This window comes from Mycobacterium sp. 236(2023) (assembly GCF_029623955.1).
In the GTDB taxonomy this organism is placed as follows: domain Bacteria; phylum Actinomycetota; class Actinomycetes; order Mycobacteriales; family Mycobacteriaceae; genus Mycobacterium.
On record NZ_JARSBP010000011.1, the window covers coordinates 32,075 to 51,353 of the forward strand.

General features: G+C 68.1%; 18 protein-coding genes. 15 read left to right on the forward strand and 3 right to left on the reverse strand.

Going from position 1 to position 19,279, the window contains the following annotated elements; translation table 11 throughout:
- Nucleotide 1 precedes the first annotated feature (1 nt).
- From P9A17_RS30430 to ribD, 6 genes are read left to right on the forward strand one after another with little or no spacing between them, the layout of a single operon-like run.
- Nucleotides 2-1,837: a DUF2207 domain-containing protein gene (locus P9A17_RS30430; RefSeq protein ID WP_278042523.1), complete on the forward strand. Its 1,836-nt coding sequence runs from the start codon at nucleotides 2-4 to the stop codon at nucleotides 1,835-1,837.
- Nucleotides 1,831-2,367, forward strand: coding sequence for a LemA family protein (locus P9A17_RS30435; protein ID WP_278042524.1), 537 nt, complete (start codon nucleotides 1,831-1,833; stop codon nucleotides 2,365-2,367). Before P9A17_RS30430 ends, P9A17_RS30435 begins: the two co-directional genes overlap by 7 nt.
- A gap of 33 nt (nucleotides 2,368-2,400) precedes the next feature.
- Nucleotides 2,401-3,327 carry a methionyl-tRNA formyltransferase gene (fmt, locus tag P9A17_RS30440; RefSeq protein ID WP_278042525.1) on the forward strand — a complete coding sequence of 309 codons (927 nt, stop codon included), beginning with the start codon at nucleotides 2,401-2,403 and terminating at the stop codon, nucleotides 3,325-3,327.
- The gene (locus P9A17_RS30445) at nucleotides 3,324-4,709 is read left to right on the forward strand and encodes an rRNA small subunit methyltransferase B (RefSeq protein WP_278042526.1); all 1,386 of its coding nucleotides are present in this window, start codon (nucleotides 3,324-3,326) and stop codon (nucleotides 4,707-4,709) included. The genes fmt and P9A17_RS30445 overlap by 4 nt, the downstream gene beginning before the upstream one ends.
- Before the next feature lie 9 nt (nucleotides 4,710-4,718).
- Complete coding sequence (gene rpe / locus P9A17_RS30450) at nucleotides 4,719-5,396, forward strand: ribulose-phosphate 3-epimerase (protein WP_278042527.1); 678 nt, start codon at nucleotides 4,719-4,721, stop codon at nucleotides 5,394-5,396.
- Nucleotides 5,393-6,394 (forward strand): bifunctional diaminohydroxyphosphoribosylaminopyrimidine deaminase/5-amino-6-(5-phosphoribosylamino)uracil reductase RibD, encoded by a 1,002-nt coding sequence (gene ribD, locus P9A17_RS30455; protein ID WP_278042528.1) that lies wholly within the window; start codon nucleotides 5,393-5,395, stop codon nucleotides 6,392-6,394. The genes rpe and ribD overlap by 4 nt, the downstream gene beginning before the upstream one ends.
- A 262-nt stretch (nucleotides 6,395-6,656) precedes the next feature.
- Here ribD and P9A17_RS30460 read toward each other — a convergent pair whose 3' ends face one another.
- Both P9A17_RS30460 and P9A17_RS30465 read right to left on the reverse strand, forming a co-directional pair.
- Complete coding sequence (locus P9A17_RS30460) at nucleotides 6,657-8,237, reverse strand: MFS transporter (protein WP_278042529.1); 1,581 nt, start codon at nucleotides 8,235-8,237, stop codon at nucleotides 6,657-6,659.
- Nucleotides 8,237-8,941 carry an LppX_LprAFG lipoprotein gene (locus P9A17_RS30465; protein ID WP_278042530.1) on the reverse strand — a complete coding sequence of 235 codons (705 nt, stop codon included), beginning with the start codon at nucleotides 8,939-8,941 and terminating at the stop codon, nucleotides 8,237-8,239. Before P9A17_RS30465 ends, P9A17_RS30460 begins: the two co-directional genes overlap by 1 nt.
- A 64-nt stretch (nucleotides 8,942-9,005) precedes the next feature.
- Here P9A17_RS30465 and P9A17_RS30470 point away from each other — a divergent pair, with 64 nt between their 5' ends.
- From P9A17_RS30470 to P9A17_RS30490, 5 genes are all read left to right on the forward strand, one after another.
- Nucleotides 9,006-9,482 (forward strand): GNAT family N-acetyltransferase, encoded by a 477-nt coding sequence (locus P9A17_RS30470; RefSeq protein ID WP_278042531.1) that lies wholly within the window; start codon nucleotides 9,006-9,008, stop codon nucleotides 9,480-9,482.
- 10 nt (nucleotides 9,483-9,492) lie between these two features.
- The gene (locus tag P9A17_RS30475; RefSeq protein WP_278042532.1) at nucleotides 9,493-10,089 is read left to right on the forward strand and encodes a riboflavin synthase; all 597 of its coding nucleotides are present in this window, start codon (nucleotides 9,493-9,495) and stop codon (nucleotides 10,087-10,089) included.
- A 93-nt stretch (nucleotides 10,090-10,182) separates the two neighbouring features.
- Nucleotides 10,183-11,454 (forward strand): bifunctional 3,4-dihydroxy-2-butanone-4-phosphate synthase/GTP cyclohydrolase II, encoded by a 1,272-nt coding sequence (locus P9A17_RS30480; protein WP_278042533.1) that lies wholly within the window; start codon nucleotides 10,183-10,185, stop codon nucleotides 11,452-11,454.
- Between the two features lie 22 nt (nucleotides 11,455-11,476).
- Entirely contained in the window at nucleotides 11,477-11,950 is a 474-nt protein-coding gene (gene ribH, locus P9A17_RS30485; protein WP_278042534.1) for a 6,7-dimethyl-8-ribityllumazine synthase, read from the forward strand.
- A complete protein-coding gene (locus P9A17_RS30490) occupies nucleotides 11,947-12,423 on the forward strand; it encodes a PH domain-containing protein (protein WP_278042535.1) in 477 nt (158 codons plus the stop codon). Before ribH ends, P9A17_RS30490 begins: the two co-directional genes overlap by 4 nt.
- Here P9A17_RS30490 and P9A17_RS30495 read toward each other — a convergent pair.
- Entirely contained in the window at nucleotides 12,404-14,323 is a 1,920-nt protein-coding gene (locus P9A17_RS30495) for a gamma-glutamyltransferase family protein (RefSeq protein ID WP_278042537.1), read from the reverse strand. The genes P9A17_RS30490 and P9A17_RS30495 overlap by 20 nt on opposite strands.
- Before the next feature lie 53 nt (nucleotides 14,324-14,376).
- Between P9A17_RS30495 and uvrC the strand changes: the two genes are divergently transcribed.
- The 4 genes from uvrC to whiA are packed head-to-tail and all read left to right on the forward strand — an operon-like array spanning nucleotide 14,377 to nucleotide 19,278.
- Nucleotides 14,377-16,356 (forward strand): excinuclease ABC subunit UvrC, encoded by a 1,980-nt coding sequence (uvrC, locus tag P9A17_RS30500; RefSeq protein WP_278042538.1) that lies wholly within the window; start codon nucleotides 14,377-14,379, stop codon nucleotides 16,354-16,356.
- Nucleotides 16,353-17,294: an RNase adapter RapZ gene (gene rapZ / locus P9A17_RS30505; protein WP_278042539.1), complete on the forward strand. Its 942-nt coding sequence runs from the start codon at nucleotides 16,353-16,355 to the stop codon at nucleotides 17,292-17,294. The genes uvrC and rapZ overlap by 4 nt, the downstream gene beginning before the upstream one ends.
- A complete protein-coding gene (gene yvcK / locus P9A17_RS30510) occupies nucleotides 17,291-18,304 on the forward strand; it encodes a uridine diphosphate-N-acetylglucosamine-binding protein YvcK (protein ID WP_278042540.1) in 1,014 nt (337 codons plus the stop codon). Before rapZ ends, yvcK begins: the two co-directional genes overlap by 4 nt.
- Nucleotides 18,301-19,278 carry a DNA-binding protein WhiA gene (whiA, locus tag P9A17_RS30515; protein ID WP_085980881.1) on the forward strand — a complete coding sequence of 326 codons (978 nt, stop codon included), beginning with the start codon at nucleotides 18,301-18,303 and terminating at the stop codon, nucleotides 19,276-19,278. Before yvcK ends, whiA begins: the two co-directional genes overlap by 4 nt.
- The last annotated feature ends 1 nt before the right edge of the window (nucleotide 19,279 follow it).

Here is a 19,279-nt window from a genome sequence, read left to right on the forward strand (position 1 = left end):
CATGACGGCGGGGCGGGTGCTCAAAGCGCTGATTCCGTTGATCTTGATCGCGTTCGGCGTGCTGTGGCCCGTCATGTTCCGCTTCGGGTCGGACGGTCCCGCCGAGATCGACGATCCCGTCGTCATCACCGACTATGACGTGAACATGGTCGTCGACGCCGACGGTGACATGGATGCCGTCGAGACGATCACGACCGCCTTCTACAGCACCGACCGCCACGGGATTTTCCGCTACTGGGATGTGGCCAACCAGAACAATCCCCACCTCCGACAGAAGCCGGCGATCGAGTCGATTCTGCTCGACGGCGAACCGGTGTCCTATCAGATGTTGTGGGAGGACGGCAGGCGATTCCGGGTGGCCAAGATCGGCGACCCCGACCGGTACCTGAGCGACGGCACCCACGTCTTCGTGATCCGGTACTCGATCCCCGGGGTTCTGGACCCCGGAACCTTGGGCGCTGACCGCACGTTCGCCGAATCGACCGGACAGGGGCCATCGCCCAGCGTCTTCTACTGGAACGTCATCGCCCCGGCCTGGAACAACCGCATCGACCGCGCGGACGTCACGCTGACCATGCCGGGCGAGGTCGGCAGGGCGCAGTGCTCAGTCGGTTTCGGCGTCGGCTCGGCGTGCGCGAACCTGTCCGTCGACGGCAACCGCGTCGAGTTCAGTGCCGTCGACCTGCCGCCCCGCACACCCGTCACGGTCCGTGCAGGCGTCGACGTGCCGGCCCCGCCGCAGGTGCAACTGCCGTGGCCCTATACCTGGGACCGGGTGCTCGGGCAGTCGACGATCGGCGTCCTGTGGGTGGGCGGGCTGACCGTGCTGTTCGGCGCCGCAGCGCTGCTGTGGTTCCGCAGCGTGCTGGAGCGCTCGCCGGGATTCCCGCTGCAGTACGCCCCGCCTCCGGGCGTCGGCCCCGTACAGGCCGAGTACATCCGCACCGAGTCCGTCTCCAAGAACGGCCTGACGGCCACGCTGTTCTACCTCGCCGACCGTGGCCTCATCCAGCTGAATCAGGTCAGCGACAAGCACTGGACCGTTGTGAGCACGGCGGAACCCGGAGCCTGGGGTGACATCGACCCGGTCAGTATCGCGGTGGCGTCCCGGTTGAAGGTGATCAACAAGGGTTCGGAGTTCGAGGCGAAGAAGACCGTCAAGTCCGGCGAGAAGCTCAGCAAGGCCAAGGCGGACATGGCCAAGGCCGTCGAGAAGTGGGCCGTCGAGTCGAATCTGCTGGTCCCTCGCAAGAAGGAGTTGTGGCTGCGCGCTGTCAACGCAGCCGCGTTCATCCTGATGGTCTGCGGATTCTTCCGCTGGGGATTCCCGACCACGATGTGGGCGCTGCCGTTCGCGGCGTTCTTCCTGTTCTCGGCGGGCTCGTGGCGCGACGGCGTGGGCACCCGGCGCACCGCCGCAGGGCGTGAATTGTGGTCTCGCGTGGGCGGTTTCCACCGGCTGCTGTCCACCGACTCGGCCGAGACACGGTTCGACTTCGCGGCGCGCAAAGACCTCTATGTCGCCTACGTTCCGTTCGCCGTCGCCGCGGGGGTCGCGGCGCTGTGGGCCAAGAAGTACGAGGCGTACACCGGTACCGTTGCACCGCAACCGTATTGGTACACACCGTCGCACACGTCAGGGTCTCAGTCGACATTCTCGGACGGGTCGGGCGGTTCCGGTTTCGACAGCTTCGAATCGGCGTTGTCGTCGTCGATCGGTGCCTACACCGCCTCGCAGGCAGCGTCGTCCTCGTCGTCGGGCAGCAGCGGCGGCAGCAGCTTCAGCAGCGGTGGCGGAGGCGGCGGGGGCGGCGGAGGAGGAGGTGGATCATGGTGAGGTTTCTGCTCGTTCTCGTCCTGGTGCTGGCGGTGCTGGTGCTCATCGGATTCGTGCTCGGCTACAACAAGATTCGTTCGGCCGATGTCCGGGTGGCCGAGGCCCTGTCGGGTATCGACGTCGAGCTGACGCGGCGAGCATCGCTGATTCCGAGCCTCGTGCACACCGTGCAGACATTCGCCACGCACGAGAAGGGCATCCTCGATCACGTCACGAACGCGCGTGCGGCGCTCACGTCGGCGACCAGCGGCACATCGGTCGCCGAACGAAGTGCCGCGGAGAAGCAGCTCGATTCGGCGCTGGCACCGCTGATGGCGCTGGGCCAGAGCTATCCGCAACTGAACTCGTCGAACAACTTCCTGGACCTGCAGCGCAATCTGGCCGATACCGAGGACAAGCTGGCGTTCGCGCGGCAGTACTACAACGACGCGGTCGCAACGCTCAATCGCCAGCTCACCACCATCCCGTGGATGTTCGTCGCGCCGCTGGCCGGAGTCGCCGAGAAGGACTACTACCAGACGCCGCGCTGAGGCCCGCAGGACTCGGCTCCCTAGACTGGCGCGGTGCGTCTCGTCTTCGCCGGCACACCGGAGCCCGCCCTGCCGTCCCTGCAACGGTTGATCGATTCACCGCGACATGAGGTCGTCGCGGTGCTGACCCGCCCGGATGCGGCGGCAGGCCGCCGAGGCAAACCCGCCCCGTCTCCGGTGGCGCAACTGGCGGACGAGCACGGCATCCCCGTTCTGAAGCCTGCCAAGCCGAATTCGGCGGAGTTCGTCGCGGAGCTCGCCGCGCTGGCCCCGGACTGCTGCGCCGTGGTGGCCTACGGTGCGCTGCTGCGCGACGAACTTCTCACGGTGCCTACGCACGGCTGGGTCAACCTGCACTTCTCGGTGCTGCCCGCTTGGCGTGGTGCGGCGCCGGTGCAGGCCGCGCTGGCCGCCGGTGACGAGGTGACGGGCGCGACGACATTCCAGATCGAGCTCAGCCTCGATTCCGGCCCGGTCTTCGGTGTGGTGACCGAAACCATCCGGCCCACCGACACCGCGGGCGACCTTCTCGGCCGGCTGTCGGTGTCGGGTGCCGGACTGCTGGAGGCGACCATGGACGGCATCGAAGACGGGTCGCTGACCGCGGTACCGCAGCGAACGGAAGGCGTCAGCATCGCGCCGAAAGTCACCGTCGAGGACGCCCGGATTCGGTGGGAGCTGCCCGCGCACGTAGTGGATCGGCGCATCCGGTCCGTGACACCGAATCCGGGTGCGTGGACGATGATCGGCGAGCAGCGCATCAAGGTCGGTGCGGTGACAGTGCCGGATGACGGCCCGAAAGATCTTGCACCAGGCGAGATCCGGACAGACAAGAAGCAGGTGCACATCGGCACCGCAACGGACGCGGTGCTACTCGGCACCGTGCAGGCGCCCGGAAAGAAGCCGATGAACGCCGCGGACTGGGCCAGGGGAGCACATCCGGAGGGACTTGCCTCGTGACCCGACCCGACAAGAAGCGCCCGGTAAGGCGCAAGAAGCTCGATCCGGCCCGGCAGGCGGCCTTCGATGTGCTGCGGGCGGTCTCCGAGCGCGACGCGTACGCCAACCTGGCGCTGCCCGCACTCCTTCGGGAGCGCGGGATCTCCGGCCTGGACGCCGCTTTCGCCACCGAACTGACCTACGGGACGTGCCGCGCCCGCGGGCTTCTCGACGCAGTCATCGTCGCGGCGGCCGGCCGGCCGGCCGATCGCATCGACCCCGTTCTGCTGGACCTGCTGCGGCTCGGCGCGTACCAGGTGCTGAGGACCCGCGTCGACGACCACGCCGCCGTGTCGACCACCGTCGAGCAGGCCGGTCTCGAATTCGACACGGCCCGAGCAGGTTTCGTCAACGGAGTGTTGCGCACGATTGCGCGCCGCGACGAGGCGTCGTGGGTGGCGGAACTCGTCCCGCCCGTCGCCACCGATCCCGTCGGGCATCTGGCGTTCGTCCACGCCCACCCCCGGTGGGTGGCGCAATCCTTCGCCGACGCGTTGGGTGCCCGCGCGGGTGAACTGCGTGACCTGCTCGCCAGCGACGATTCCCGCCCCGAGGTGCATCTGGTCGCCAGGCCGGGTGCGCTCACCGCGGAAGAGCTGGCCGCGCAGGTCGGCGGAACGGTCGGCCGCTTCTCGCCGTACGCCGTGTATCTCGGCGAGGGTGATCCCGGTGAGCTCACCGCGGTGCGCGACGGCAATGCGCTCGTCCAGGACGAGGGCAGCCAGCTGGTGGCGCGCGCGCTGACCCAGGCGCCGCTGGACGGCGCCGACGGTGGGCGGTGGCTCGACCTGTGTGCCGGACCCGGCGGCAAGGCGGCGCTGCTGGGTGCACTCGGCCAGTCGGTCGGGGCGTCCGTCACCGCGGTCGAGCCGGCGCCGCGGCGCGCCGAACTCGTCGAGCAGAACACTGCGGGACTGCCCGTCGAGGTGGTCCGGGTCGACGGGCGCGAGCCCGGTCTGGATCCGGGGTTCGACCGGGTCCTCGTCGACGCGCCCTGCACCGGTCTGGGCGCGCTGCGCCGCAGGCCCGAGGCGCGCTGGCGCCGCCAGCCCGGCGATGTGCCGCAGCTGGCCAAGTTGCAGCGGGAACTGCTGGCCTCGGCGATCCGGCTGACGCGACCCGGCGGCGTCGTGGTGTATGCGACCTGCTCGCCGCATCTGGCCGAGACGACGGGCGTCGTCGCCGACGCGCTGCGCAAACATCCGGTGACCGCGCTGGACACCCGCGAGTTGTTCGAGCCTGCGACCGACACCGGCGACGGTCCGTCTGTCCAGCTCTGGCCGCACAGGCACGGCACCGACGCGATGTTCGCCGCTGCCCTGCGGGTCGACGGGCCCCGATAGGCTGACGCCATGCCCGCACCGCTCATCGCACCGTCGATCCTGGCCGCCGACTTCGCGAGGCTGGCCGACGAGACTGCGGCCGTCGAGGGCGCCGACTGGCTGCACGTCGACGTCATGGACAACCACTTCGTGCCGAATCTGACCCTTGGGCTGCCGGTGGTGGAGTCGCTGCTCAAGGTGACGAACATCCCGATGGACTGCCATCTGATGATCGAGGACCCCGAGCGGTGGGCGCCGCCCTACGCGGAGGCGGGCGCCTACAACGTGACGATCCACGCCGAGGCCACCGACAATCCGGTGGCGGTGGCGCGCGACATCCGCGCCGCAGGGGCAAAAGCGGGGCTGTCGGTCAAGCCGGGCACGCCGCTGGAGCCGTATCTGGAGATCCTTCGCGAGTTCGACACGCTGCTGGTCATGTCGGTCGAGCCGGGCTTCGGCGGGCAGAAGTTCATCGCCGAGGTGCTTCCGAAAGTCGGGATCGCGCGCAGGCTCGTCGACTCCGGCGAGCTGAGCATCGTCGTCGAGATCGACGGCGGCATCAATGCCGACACGATCGAAGCCGCAGCCGAGGCCGGCGTCGACTGCTTCGTTGCCGGTTCGGCGGTCTACAGCGCCGAAGATCCCGCGGTGGCCGTTCAGGCGCTGCGCAAGCAGGCCGCATCGGCGTCCAAGCATCTGGCGTTATGAACCTTGAGGCCGCCATGGCGCTGGCCGTGGAGCAGTCCGAGCGGGTGAAAGGTCGGACGTATCCCAATCCGCCTGTAGGAGCGGTGATCCTGGACCGTGACGGCGACGTCGCCGGTGTCGGCGCGACGGACCCGCCGGGTGGCCCGCACGCCGAGGTGCTGGCCCTGCGACGAGCGGGGGAGCGCGCCGTCGGCGGCACCGCGGTGGTCACGTTGGAGCCCTGCAACCATTTCGGCCGCACCCCACCGTGTGTCGACGCACTTCTGGCGGCCGGAGTCGCCGAGGTCGCCTACGCCGTCGCGGACCCCAACCGGGTGGCGGCCGGTGGTGGCGGACGGCTCGCCGAATCGGGTGTGAAGGTCCACGCCGGTGTCGGCGCCGACACCGTCTCCGGTGGGCCCTTGCGGGAGTGGCTGCACAAGCAGCGCACCGGAATGCCGCATGTGACATGGAAATTCGCGACGAGCGTGGATGGCCGCAGCGCCGCCGCGGACGGGTCGAGCCAGTGGATCACCAGCGAGGCGGCGCGCGCCGACGTGCACCGCAAGAGGGCAGCAGCCGATGCGATCATCGTCGGTACGGGAACGGTTTTCGTCGACGACCCGGCGCTGACGGCACGGCTTGCCGACGGCAGCCTGGCCGATCAGCAGCCGCTGCGCGTGGTCGTCGGGATGCGTGAAATCTCCCCTGATGCAACGGTTCTCAACGACGATTCGCGCACCATGGTGATCCGGACGCGGGATCCGCACGAGGTCATCAAGGCGATGTCCGACCGCACCGACATCCTGCTGGAAGGCGGGCCCACCCTCGCGGGCGCGTTTCTGCGGGCCGGGGTGATCGACAGGATTGTGGCCTATGTGGCCCCGATGTTGCTGGGCGGACCGATCACGGCCGTCGACGACGTCGGCGTGCTCAGCATTGCCCAGGCGCAGCGGTGGCGCTTCGACGGCGTCACGCCCGTCGGCCCCGATGTGCTGCTCAGCCTCGTTCCCGCCTGACGCGCTCGAGTGCTCGGGCTCACACCCGTGCGCGGCGCGGCGCACGACGGCGTGGTCGCGGTGAGTCGGTAAAGTCGGCAGGGAATTCGCGCCTTCACCGATGAGTTGCGCATGGTGAGCACGAGCAAAGGACACCGAGCATGACTGCACTGCAGGACTGGCTCAGTCACAGTCCGGTCCAGCCCAGCACAATCACTGATTTTCTTCGTGATACCTGGCGAGGACTGACCTCAGACGACGCCGCCGCACCGGCCGACGACCCTCAGCTGATGGGTCGCGGGCTCGAGCGCTGCTGATCCTCCAAGGTGGGCGTCGGCTCGTCGGCGTGCTGATTTCTGGCCGCGATGACCAGACCCAAAACGGCGCCGACCGCGCACACGATGGCCGTGATGGTGAAGATCTCCCCGTACTGCAGCACGTAGGCCTCCCGCACGCGACACGCTTCGGCGGCCAAGCGTTCCGTCAACGTGTTGCCTGCGGGACAGTCTGCGCCTGTCGACGGCATGGCGAGGTACTGGTTGAACCGGTACAGGCCCCACGCGGACAGCGACGCGATTCCGATGAGCATGCCGATCATGCGGGCGACGACCACCGACGCGGACGCGATCCCGTGCTGAGCGGCAGGTACCACGCGCAGGGTTGCCGAGGTCAGCGGGCCGATGACCAGGCCGAGCCCGAGGCCGGCGATGGCGAGGTCGGTGTCGAACGTGGGGAGTTGCACGAAGCCCAGGTCGTGGTGGTCGGCCAGCACGTCGATGGTCCAGTGTGAGATCAGCCAGTAGCCGCCGGCCGCGATGAGGAGGCCGGTGAACACGACGATGCGGTCACCGATCCGGGTGGCCAGCCAGCCGCCGATCAGCGCACCGATCGGCAGGGCGCCGAGGAACCAGAGCAGCATGAAGACGGCTTCGCTCTGCTCCTTGCCGAGGACCCCCTGGGCGAACAGCTCGATGTTGACCAGGGTCACCATCAGCGCGGCACCCGCGCACAGTGATGCGCCCAAGCCCGCAAGGAACGGCGTGAACCGCACCCCGGCCGGCTCGATCAGACGAGTCGAGGCGAACTTCTCCCAGACGAAGAAGGCGACCGCGGCGACCGCGGCGCCAAGCAGCACCGGGAGGCCGTAGCTCGGCAGCACCTGCTTGCCGTCGGGGGTTTGGTTGTAGAGACCCACGACGGCAAGTCCGAGCGCCAAAGCCAGCAGGAGGCCGCCCACCACGTCGACCTTCTCGGTCGGCGCGTCCTTGGCCCGGCCGGGCAGGCTGAAGTGGATCATCACCATCGCAATGGCGGCCAGCGGCACATTGACCCAGAAAACCGCCTGCCAGTGGCTGAACAGTGCGACGAGAGCGACTCCGTACAGCGGGCCGAGGACGCTGCCGAGTTCCTGGGCCGCGCCGACCCCGCCGAGGACGGCCGCCCGGTTGCGACTCACCCAGAGATCCGCGGCCAGGGCCAGGGTGACCGGAAGGAGCGCGCCGCTGGCGGCGCCCTGCACGGCTCGGCCGATGACCATCAGGACGAGATCGGTGGACATCGCCGTGATCACCGACCCGATGGCGAAGGTGGCCAAGCTGGCCTGGATCAGGATCTTGCGGCCGAACTTGTCCGATGCGCGACCCAGCAGAGGCATCGCCGCGATGTAGCCCAGCAGGTAGCTCGTGATGATCGGCGTCACTCGCTGGATCTCGTTGATGCCGATGCCGACATCGCTCATGATGTCGCGGATGACCGAGATCACCACGTAGGTGTCGAGCGCGCCGAGCATCACGGCGAGGCTGCCCGCACCGATGGCCATCCAGCGGTTGGTGGTGCCCTGGACGGCGGCTGGAGCTGCGTGCATCAGGCAGCAGGTTTGTCGACGGTGACCGGCTCGCCCCACTTCGACAGCGTCATCGTGACGCTGTTGCCGGGGGAGGGTTCCAGCCGGGCCTGCATGAGGACGTGGTCGCCCTCTTCGGCGACCCACGCGGTGCCGGGTACCGGCCCGGTGGCGCCGATCTGCGGGGCGATCTTGTTGACCGCGTCGGCACTGACTTCGCCGTTGATGCGGACGGTCTTGGTTCCCTCGACCGTCTCGCGGCCGTCAGCCGTCGGATTGGAGAAGGCGGTGAGCAGGTTCGCGAGCCCGACGTCGGGGTTCAGGATCGCAGCCACGTCGTAGACGTCGGCGGCCGGTCCGAAGTTCGACATGGCGCCGCCGGACGTGATGGAGGCCCACAGGTCGCCGTCGGAGACGACGAAGGCCACGTCGTTGAGTCGTTGGCCCAGGAAGATGATGTTCGCGGTGCCCTTCGCGGCGACGGCGGGCGCCTGGGTCAGGTCGCCTTCGAGTGTCTCCACCGGCAATTCGGGGATCTGACCCTGGACGGAGAGCTTGAGGTGGGCGCTGGTCTGTGCCCTGGTGGTCTCGCTGGACTCCTTGAGAAGGGTCGTGGCGTCGGGCAAATCCTTGCCGGAGTCGTCGGACGACGACCCGGAGCACCCTGCGGCGAGGGCGACGACGGCGATAAGGGCGGCGAAGATCGCCAACAGGCGGGTCTGCATGCCTGCATCGTAGAGGGTCTACATATGTGGACGTGTGCCCCGGTGCCGGGGTATTTGTGGAGACATGGCCGTTGAGCTGGACTTTCGGCAAGTCTCGATGGAACACCCCGATGCCGCCGGCATGGTCGCGGCGATGGTTGCCGAGATCGACGAGTTGTATGCCGACATCGGCCTCGACCTGAACGCACCGAACATGCCGAAGGCCGGGGTGACCGAGTTCTCGCCCCCGGGTGGGACGTTCGTCGTCGGCTACCGCGACGGGGTCGCGGTTTGCGGGGGCGGTGTTAAACGGTTGCCCGATGGGGCGTGCGAGATCAAGCGCATGTATGTGGTGCCCGCCGCGCGACGGCAGGGGCTGGCCCGGGCGTTGTTGTCGGCCCTGGAGGATGCCGCCCGCGCCTTGGGATATTCGGTGGTGCGGCTCGATTCGGGCCCACGCCAGGGCCACGCAGTCGACCTCTACACGTCGGAGGGCTACGTCCCGATCGGCAACTTCAACGACAACCCGGTGGCCACGTACTTCGGTGAGAAGACGCTCTAGGCTGGACGACGTGTTCACCGGAATCGTCGAAGAGCTGGGCGAAGTCGTCGGCAAGGAGGAGCTGGCGGATGCCGCTCGGTTCGTCATCCGCGGACCGGTGGTGACTGCCGATGCGGGCCATGGGGATTCGATCGCGGTCAACGGTGTCTGTCTGACAGTCGTCGACGTCCTCGCCGACGGATCGTTCAGCGCCGATGTGATGGCCGAGACGCTCGAGCGCTCCAGCCTGGCCAAGGTCGACGTCGGATCGCGGGTGAATCTGGAACGCGCCGCGGCCCTCAACAGCCGGCTGGGCGGTCACATCGTGCAGGGCCACGTCGACGACACCGGGTTCGTGATCTCGCGGTCGCCGTCCGAAAACTGGGAAGTGGTGCGGATCTCGCTGCCGATCGCGTTGTCGCGCTACGTGGTGGAGAAGGGCTCGATCACCGTCGACGGGATTTCGTTGACGGTCTCTGGGCTCGGCCCCGACTGGTTCGAGGTCTCGCTGATCCCGACGACGCTGCAGATGACCACGCTGGGGCAAGCGGAGGTCGGGTCGCCGGTCAACCTCGAGGTCGATGTCATCGCGAAATACGTGGAGCGGTTACTCGGGGACAAGGCCTGACCGGCGGGCAATAACCGGCATCCTTGCGTGGTTCATACTGGTGGGTATTGACACGTGGTTCCGGCGTGGCCGGCACCGGCAAGGGTGGTGAGGATGACGAGGCTGGATTCGGTCGAGCGCGCTGTGGCCGACATCGCCGCAGGCAAGGCCGTGGTCGTCATCGACGACGAGGATCGTGAGAACGAGGGCGACCTGATCTTCGCCGCCGAGAAGGCGACGCCGGAACTTGTGGCGTTCATGGTCCGCTACACGTCGGGCTACCTGTGTGTGCCGTTGGACGGGGAGATCTGCGACAAGCTCGGCCTGCTGCCGATGTACGCGGTCAACCAGGACAAGCACGGCACCGCCTATACGGTCACGGTGGACGCGAAAAAGGATGTCGGAACGGGCATTTCGGCGTCGGACCGAGCGAAGACCATGCGTCTGCTCGCCGATCCGGACGCGGTTGCCGACGACTTCACCAAGCCGGGTCACGTGGTTCCGTTGCGCGCCAAGGACGGCGGAGTGCTGCGCAGGCCGGGTCACACCGAGGCTGCCGTCGACCTGGCCCGGCTCGCAGGATTGCAGCCGGCGGGCGCGATCTGCGAGATCGTCAGCCAGAAGGACGAAGGCGAGATGGCGCAGACCGATGAGCTGCGCATCTTTGCCGACGAGCACGATCTGGCGCTGATCTCGATCGCCGATCTGATCGAGTGGCGGCGCAAGCACGAGAAGCACATCGCCCGCGTCGCCGAGGCCCGCATCCCGACCCGGCACGGCGAGTTCCGCGCGGTCGGCTACACCAGCATCTACGAGGACGTCGAACACGTCGCGCTGGTCAAGGGCGAGCTGTCCGGCCCGCACAGCGACGGCCACGACGTGCTGGTGCGCGTGCACTCGGAATGCCTCACCGGCGACGTGTTCGGTTCGCGGCGCTGCGACTGCGGCCCGCAGCTGGACGCGGCCCTGGCGATGGTGGCGCGCGAGGGGCGCGGCGTCGTGCTCTACATGCGCGGCCACGAAGGCCGCGGTATCGGACTGATGCACAAGCTGCAGGCCTACCAATTACAGGACGCCGGCGACGACACCGTCGACGCCAACCTGAAGCTGGGGCTGCCCGCAGACGCCCGCGACTACGGCATCGGCGCCCAGATCCTCGTCGATCTCGGTGTGCGGTCGATGCGTCTGCTGACCAACAACCCCGCCAAGCGGGTCGGTCTCGACGGCTACGGGCTGCACATCATCGAGCGCGTGCCGCTTCCGGTGCGGGCCAACGCGGAGAACATCCGATACCTGATGACCAAGCGCGACCGGATGGGGCACGATCTCGTCGGTCTCGAAGACTTCGACGAGGCTGTGCCCGGCGAGTTCGGCGGCGCGGTATGAGTGCCCGTAGCGGAGCGGAGAAATGAGCGGAACCGGCGTTCCCGACCTGCCGGAGCTCGACGCCAAGGACGTCACGCTGGGCATCGTGGCGAGCACATGGCACACGACGATCTGCGACGCGCTGCTCGACGGCGCCAAGAAGACGGCGGCCGACGCGGGGATCGCCGCCCCGACCGTCGTCCGGGTGCTCGGCGCGATCGAGATTCCGGTCGTCGCCCAGGCCTTGGCCCGGACCCATGACGCGGTGGTGGCGTTGGGTGTGGTGATCCGCGGCGAGACACCGCATTTCGACTATGTGTGCGACGCCGTCACGCAGGGGTTGACCCGGGTGTCGCTCGATGAGTCGACACCGGTCGCCAACGGCGTGCTGACCACCAATTCCGAACATCAGGCGCTGGACCGCGCCGGGCTGCCGAATTCCGCCGAGGACAAGGGCGCTCAGGCGGCCGCTGCGGCGCTGTCGACTGCGTTGACGCTGCGTTCGCTGAACTCATGAGTGCGCAGCGCGAGTGGGAACTCGTGGTCAAACCGCACCTGACGCCGTATTTCGCCTGGGGTGCAGCGGCTTTGATCATCGCCGCGCACATCGTGGTCGGCTTCCTGCTGAAGATCGGCTCGACCGGAGTCGTGTTCCGGACTTGGGACCAGGTCGCGATCGCGATGGTCGGGGTCGTCATCGGAATCTTCGTGTCCTTGTTCGCACGGCCCCGGCTGCGCGTCGGCCCGTCGGGTGTCGCGGTGCGAAATCTGTTCACCTACCGGCTTTTTCCGTGGGACGAAGTCGTCGACGTCTCGTTCCACGAAGGGGCGCGCTGGGCACGGCTGGACCTTCCCGACGACGAATATGTCGCCGTGATGGCGATCCAGGCTGTCGACAAGGCGCGCGCAGTCGAGTCGATGGATCAGGTGCGCACGCTCCTTCGGCGCTACCAGAGTCAGCAGCCCGGAATCACTTCGCATCGCCCATGACCGCGCCCTCGCGGCGGGGGTCGGCGCCACCGGTCCACCCGGGTGCGGCCCGCACGATCGCGGACAGTCCGCTCGACTGATCGGCCAGGTCGACCTTGTGACCCAACTCGCGGAGTCCCTGCACCAGCGGGTCGTTGCTGCCGTCATCCGACGTGTCGATCACCGGATGTTCGCCTCCCACATTGGTTTCCGGTGAATTGTCGGCGCCGAAGTCGACCATCGACACCGCCTGCTGCGGATCGAGGCCCCAATCGAGCATTCCCACCAGGGTTTTGACGACGAACTGGATGATCGTGCCCCCGCCGGGTGAACCGGCGACGGCGTAGAGCTGACGCGGTGTCCCCGGCGCGCCGGATTCGAAGACCAGTGTCGGCGCCATCGTGCTTCTCGGGCGCTTGTTCGGTTCCACCCGGTTGGCGACGGGAACCCCGTCGGGCCCCACCGGTTCGGCGGAGAAATCGGTCAGCTGGTTGTTCAGCAGGAAACCGTCGACCATGTGGAACGACCCGAACGCGGACTCGATGGTCGTCGTCAGCGATGCGGCGTTGCCCTGTTTGTCGACGACGCTGATGTGGCTGGTGCCGTGTTCGGGCGGCGGGGCGACCGGCGCGGCCGGCGGCCCGAACTCGCCGGGTTTCGCCGTCCCCATCGTCCGGTCGGGGGAGATGAGTGCCGCCCGGCCGGCCAGGTAGTCACTGCCGAGGAGGGTCTCGGGCGAACCGCCCGGCAGCGCAACGAAATCGGTGTCGGCGACGTAGCGGTCCCTGTCGGCGTATGCCAGCCGCTCGGCTTCGGAGATCAGGTGCACGCCCATGACGGCCGGACGTCCACCGTTGCGGTCGACGTCGGTGGGCTTGTGCTCGTTCATCGGGAAGTGTTCGAGCATGCCGAGCGTGGCCGCGACCGCGATACCGCCCGACGATGGCGGTGGCATCCCGCAGATCTCCTTGCCGCGGTACGGCATGCACAGCGGTTCGCGCAGCTTGGCGGTGTAGCCCGCGAGGTCGTCGACCGTCATCAGGCTCGGGGTGCGCCCGCCGGAGACGTCGGCGGCCTCGGCAACGATGTTCTGCGCGATCGGGCCGGTGTAGAAGGCGTTGGGGTCAGTTGCGATGGCGCCCAGGGTCTTTGCGTAAGCGGGGTTGGTGAGTTTGGTCTCTGTGGTTTTCGGGCTGCCGTCGGGGTCGAGGAAGTAGGCGGCCGCCTCCTCGTCGATGCGCAGCTTCGGTGCGGCGTCCTCGATCGCCGCGGCCAGTCGTGGGCTGATGTCGAACCCGTCGTCGGCGAGCGTGACGGCAGGCGTGAACAGGTCGCGCCACGGTGTCGTGCCGTGCTGGGCGTGCACGTCGGCCAGCATCCGCACGATGCCGGGCACGCCGATAGAGCGGCCGGAGGAGCGGGCGTCCGGCGTGGGCTCGGTGCGGTCGGTGTCCGAGATCCACCGCAGGTAGTTCTCGGTCGCCGCGGCGGGTGCGACCTCCCGGCCGTCGAAGGCCTGCACGGCGCCGGACGAGGCGTCGTAGTAGAGGAGGAATCCGCCGCCGCCGATACCCGACGACTGCGGTTCGACGAGGCCGAGCACCGCTTGCGCGGTGACGAGCGCGTCCGCCGCGCTGCCCCCGTTGCTCAGCACTTCGCACGCGGCCTGGGTGGACAGCGGATTCGCGGTGGCAACGGCGAACGTCTGCGTGTGGACGGCCGTCATGTCGGTGCGGAACCCGGTGGCCGTCTCGGGTGCGGACTCGTCGTCGCGGCCCTGTTCCTTCGAGTCGGGGCTGCCGTTGGTGACGATCTCGCACGGTCCCGATCGGGCGATCATCGTGTCGGGTTTCGAGGCGCACGACGCCACGATCAGCACGAGTCCCAGAATGGGTGCGATCAACTGGCGGGTGGCCCGCATCACTGCCACGGTAGTGGCTCTACCCCGTCGGAGCCCAGCAGTAACCTGGGACGGTGCCCGATCCAGCGACGTACCGACCCGCTCCCGGGTCCATACCCGTCGAGCCGGGCGTCTACCGTTTCCGCGACCCGCACGGCCGCGTCATCTACGTCGGTAAAGCGAAGAGTCTGCGCAGCAGGCTGAACTCGTACTTCGCCGATCTCTCGGGGCTGGCCCCGCGGACGCGCCAGATGGTGATGACCGCGGCCAGCGTGGAGTGGACGGTCGTCGGCACCGAGGTCGAGGCGCTGCAGCTCGAATACAACTGGATCAAGGAATTCGATCCGCGGTTCAACATCCGCTACCGCGACGACAAGTCCTACCCGGTGCTGGCGGTCACCCTCAACGAGGAGTACCCGAGGCTCAAGGTGTACCGGGGCCCGCGCCGCAAAGGGGTGCGCTACTTCGGGCCGTACTCGCATGCCTGGGCGATCCGCGAGACGCTGGACCTGCTGACCCGGGTGTTCCCGGCGCGCACCTGCTCGAATGGAGTCTTCAAGCGGCACAGCCAGATTGGTAGGCCCTGTCTGCTCGGCTACATCGACAAGTGTTCGGCGCCGTGCGTCGGACGAGTCAGCGCCGAGGAACACCGCCGGATCGTGCTGGATTTCTGCGACTTCCTCGCGGGCAAGACGGATCGCCTGATCCGTGAGATGGAACACCAGATGAACGCGGCCGCCGAGGAGCTGGACTTCGAGCGGGCGGCCCGGTTGCGCGACAACATCGGCGCGATGAAGCGCGCGATGGAGAAACAGACCGTCGTGTTCGGCGACGGCACCGACGCCGACGTTGTGGCCTTCGCCGACGACGAGTTGGAAGCCGCTGTCCAGGTGTTCCACGTGCGCGGCGGCCGGGTTCGCGGCCAGCGCGGGTGGGTCATCGAAAAGTCCGGTGAACCAGGGGAATCCACGCTGGAGTATCTCGTCGAACAATTCTTGACGCAGTTCTATGGCGACCAGGCCGAGTTGGGCGGTGCCGCCGACGAAGCGACAAACCCGGTGCCCAAGCAGGTCCTGGTCCCCGTCCTGCCCGACACCGCGCAGGAACTGGAGACGTGGCTGTCCCAACTGCGCGGGTCGCGGGTGACGGTGCGGGTGCCGCAGCGCGGCGACAAGCGCGCCCTCGCGGAGACGGTCAAGCGCAACGCCGAGGGCGCACTGAACCAGCACAAGCTCAAGCGGGCCGGCGATTTCACCGCGAGAAGCGCTGCGCTGCAGAGCATTCAGGATGCACTGGGCCTGGAGGATGCCCCGCTGCGCATTGAGTGTGTCGACATCAGCCACGTGCAGGGCACCGATGTCGTCGCCTCGCTGGTGGTGTTCGAGGACGGCTTGCCGCGCAAGTCCGACTACCGGCACTACGCGATCAAGGAAGCCGCCGGTGATGGCAGGTCCGACGACGTCGCCTCGATCGCCGAGGTCACCCGGCGCCGCTTTTACCGGCACCTGCGCGACATCGAAGAGCCCGCAGAACCCACGAACGAGGACGGTAGGCCCAGAAAGTTCGCCTACCCACCCAACCTGTTCGTGGTCGACGGCGGCGCCCCGCAGGTCAACGCCGCCCAGGCCGTCCTCGACGACATGGGTGTCACCGATGTCGCGGTGATCGGCCTGGCGAAGCGACTGGAAGAGGTGTGGGTGCCCTCCGAGGTGGACCCGCTGATCTTCCCCCGCAACAGCGACGGGCTTTACCTGCTGCAGCGGGTGCGCGACGAGGCTCACCGGTTCGCGATCAGCTTCCACCGCAGCAAGCGATCCAAGCGGATGACCGCCTCGGCGCTGGACTCGGTGCGAGGGCTGGGGGAGCACCGGCGGAAGGCGCTTGTGACACACTTCGGCTCGCTGGCGCGGCTGAAGCAGGCCTCCGTCGACGAGATCACCTCGGTACCCGGCATCGGCGCCGCGACGGCGCGGGCGGTGCTGGAAGCGCTCGGCGTCGAAACCGAAGCGTCCGCCGACGTTATCGGCGATGATCAGACGAAAGTTTCAGGATGACGGATCAGGGGATGCACGAGGAATTGCGTGGGGGCGCCGGCGACAACCATGAACTCGACAACGGTGATGAACTCGACAACGGAATAGACGTCGTCCTGGTCACCGGTTTGTCCGGTGCCGGCCGGGGGACCGCAGCCAAGGTCCTGGAAGACCTCGGCTGGTATGTGGCCGACAACCTTCCGCCGGAGCTGATCGCCCAGATGGTCGACCTCGGCCTGGCTGCGGGATCGCGGATCACCCAACTCGCCGCCGTCATGGATGTGCGTTCGCGGGGCTTCACCGGCGACCTCGATTGGGTGCGCACCGAATTGGCGACTCGCAACATCGTGCCTCGGGTGCTGTTCCTCGAGGCGTCCGACGACATCCTGGTCCGTCGCTACGAACAGAACCGCCGCAGCCATCCGCTGCAGGGCAACCAGACTCTGGCCGAAGGTATTGCGGCAGAACGCGCGATGCTGGCACCGGTGCGGGCGTCTGCCGACCTGGTGATCGACACGTCGTCGCTGTCGGTGCACGGGTTGCGCGAGAGCATCGAACGGGCCTTCGCCGCGGAGACCGTCGCGCACACGAATGTGACCGTCGAATCCTTCGGTTACAAGTACGGTCTGCCGATGGACGCCGACACGGTGATGGACGTCCGATTCCTGCCCAACCCGCACTGGGTGGACAGCCTGCGCCCGCACACCGGCCAGCACGCCGAGGTTCGCGACTACGTGCTCGGCCAACCCGGCGCACTGGAGTTCCTGGACTCCTACCATCAGCTGTTGGACGTCGTGATCGACGGATACCGCCGGGAGGGGAAGCGCTACATGACGGTCGCCATCGGATGCACGGGCGGTAAACACCGCAGCGTGGCGATGGCAGAAGCGCTCGCCGAGAGACTGCAGGACGCGGCGCTGACGGTGCGGGTGCTGCACCGGGATCTGGGTCGCGAATGACCCGCATCGTTGCACTCGGCGGCGGGCACGGCCTGTATGCCACGCTGTCTGCGGCGCGTCGGCTCACGCCGCATGTCACCGCGATCGTCACGGTCGCCGACGACGGCGGATCATCGGGCCGTCTGCGCAGCGAGCTCGACGTCGTGCCGCCCGGAGATCTTCGAATGGCGTTGGCGGCGTTGGCTTCCGACAGTCCTCACGGTCGGCTGTGGGCGACCATCATCCAGCATCGCTTCGGCGGTAGCGGGGCGCTGGCGGGTCACCCGATCGGCAACCTGATCCTGGCCGGACTCAACGAGGTGCTCGCCGACCCGGTCGCCGCGCTCGACGAGTTGGGCCGGGTTCTCGGCGTCAAAGGCCGGGTCCTACCGATGTGCCCCGTCGGGCTGAGCATCGAGGCCGACGTCGTCGGACTGGACTCCGACCCACGTGTCAGCCGGGCGATCCGCGGTCAGGTCGCGATCGCCACGACGGTCGGCAAGGTCCGCAGGGTGCGGCTGCTGCCGGCCGATCCACCCGCGACGCGCCAGGCGATCGACGCGATCATGAATGCCGACCTCATCGTCCTCGGGCCCGGCTCCTGGTTCACCAGCGTCATCCCGCACGTGCTGGTGCCGCAACTGGTCGAGGCCCTGCAGGCGACGCCTGCGCGGCGCGCCCTCGTGCTGAATCTGGTAGCTGAACCCGGCGAGACGGCGGGCTTCTCCGTCGAACGCCACATTCACGTACTTGCGCAGCACGCACCGGGTTTCACGGTGCACGACATCATCGTGGACTCGGCGCGGGTCCCCAGCGATCGCGAGCGCGAACAGCTGCGACGGACTGCCACAATTCTCGATGCTCACGTTGAGTTTGCTGACGTATCCAGACCTGGTACACCTTTACATGACCCGGCGAGGTTGGCCGCCGCTCTGGAGGGGGTCCGCAGGCGAGGCGTCGCGCCCCCTGCTCCAACAGCGAACCCCGCCCCGACAGCGAACGGACCGAGAGGTGACGACCCGTGGCGATGACAGCCGAGGTCAAGGATGAACTCAGCCGGTTGGTGGTCAACTCGGTGAGTGCGCGTCGCGCCGAGGTGGCATCGCTGCTGCGTTTCGCCGGGGGACTGCACATCGTCTCCGGGCGGGTCGTCGTCGAGGCCGAGGTGGACCTGGGCATCATCGCGCGTCGCCTCCGCAAAGACATCTACGACCTGTACGGCTACAACGCGGTGGTGCACGTGTTGTCGGCCAGCGGCATCCGCAAGAGCACGCGCTACGTGGTCCGGGTCGCCAAGGACGGAGAAGCCCTGGCCCGTCAGACCGGCCTGCTCGACCTGCGGGGCCGCCCGGTGCGCGGGTTGCCCGCGCAAGTTGTCGGTGGCAGCGTCGCGGACGCCGAAGCTGCTTGGCGTGGAGCGTTTTTGGCGCACGGCTCGCTCACCGAGCCCGGGCGATCGTCGGCGCTGGAGGTGAGCTGCCCCGGACCGGAGGCGGCGCTGGCGCTGGTCGGCGCGGCGCGCAGGCTCGGCGTCAGCGCCAAGGCGCGCGAGGTGCGTGGCAGCGATCGCGTCGTGGTTCGTGACGGTGAGGCGATCGGTGCTCTGCTGACCCGGATGGGTGCCCAGGACACGCGGCTCACCTGGGAGGAACGGCGCATGCGCCGCGAGGTGCGCGCCACCGCGAATCGGCTCGCCAACTTCGACGACGCCAACCTGCGCCGGTCGGCGCGAGCTGCGGTGGCCGCGGCCGCCCGGGTCGAGCGCGCGCTAGAGATCCTCGGTGACACCGTGCCCGACCATCTCGCGGCCGCGGGCAGCCTCCGCGTCGCCCACCGGCAGGCCTCGCTGGAGGAACTCGGCCGCCTCGCTGACCCGCCGATGACCAAAGATGCTGTGGCAGGCCGTATTCGGCGCCTGCTTTCGATGGCCGACCGCAAGGCCAAGCAGGACGGTATTCCCGACACCGAGTCGGCGGTGACGCCCGATCTGCTCGAGGACGCCTGAC

Bases quoted from the DNA above. Each gene is read 5' to 3' on its own strand.
- P9A17_RS30430 (WP_278042523.1), top strand. From the start codon at position 2: ATGACGGCGGGGCGGGTGCTCAAAGCGCTGATTCCGTTGATCTTGATC.
- P9A17_RS30435 (WP_278042524.1), top strand. From the start codon at position 1,831: ATGGTGAGGTTTCTGCTCGTTCTCGTCCTGGTGCTGGCGGTGCTGGTG.
- rpe (WP_278042527.1), top strand. From the start codon at position 4,719: ATGCCCGCACCGCTCATCGCACCGTCGATCCTGGCCGCCGACTTCGCG.
- ribD (WP_278042528.1), top strand. From the start codon at position 5,393: ATGAACCTTGAGGCCGCCATGGCGCTGGCCGTGGAGCAGTCCGAGCGG.
- P9A17_RS30460 (WP_278042529.1), bottom strand. From the start codon at position 8,237: ATGCACGCAGCTCCAGCCGCCGTCCAGGGCACCACCAACCGCTGGATG.
- P9A17_RS30465 (WP_278042530.1), bottom strand. From the start codon at position 8,941: ATGCAGACCCGCCTGTTGGCGATCTTCGCCGCCCTTATCGCCGTCGTC.
- P9A17_RS30470 (WP_278042531.1), top strand. From the start codon at position 9,006: ATGGCCGTTGAGCTGGACTTTCGGCAAGTCTCGATGGAACACCCCGAT.
- P9A17_RS30480 (WP_278042533.1), top strand. From the start codon at position 10,183: ATGACGAGGCTGGATTCGGTCGAGCGCGCTGTGGCCGACATCGCCGCA.
- ribH (WP_278042534.1), top strand. From the start codon at position 11,477: ATGAGCGGAACCGGCGTTCCCGACCTGCCGGAGCTCGACGCCAAGGAC.
- P9A17_RS30490 (WP_278042535.1), top strand. From the start codon at position 11,947: ATGAGTGCGCAGCGCGAGTGGGAACTCGTGGTCAAACCGCACCTGACG.
- P9A17_RS30495 (WP_278042537.1), bottom strand. From the start codon at position 14,323: ATGCGGGCCACCCGCCAGTTGATCGCACCCATTCTGGGACTCGTGCTG.
- rapZ (WP_278042539.1), top strand. From the start codon at position 16,353: ATGACGGATCAGGGGATGCACGAGGAATTGCGTGGGGGCGCCGGCGAC.
- yvcK (WP_278042540.1), top strand. From the start codon at position 17,291: ATGACCCGCATCGTTGCACTCGGCGGCGGGCACGGCCTGTATGCCACG.
- whiA (WP_085980881.1), top strand. From the start codon at position 18,301: ATGACAGCCGAGGTCAAGGATGAACTCAGCCGGTTGGTGGTCAACTCG.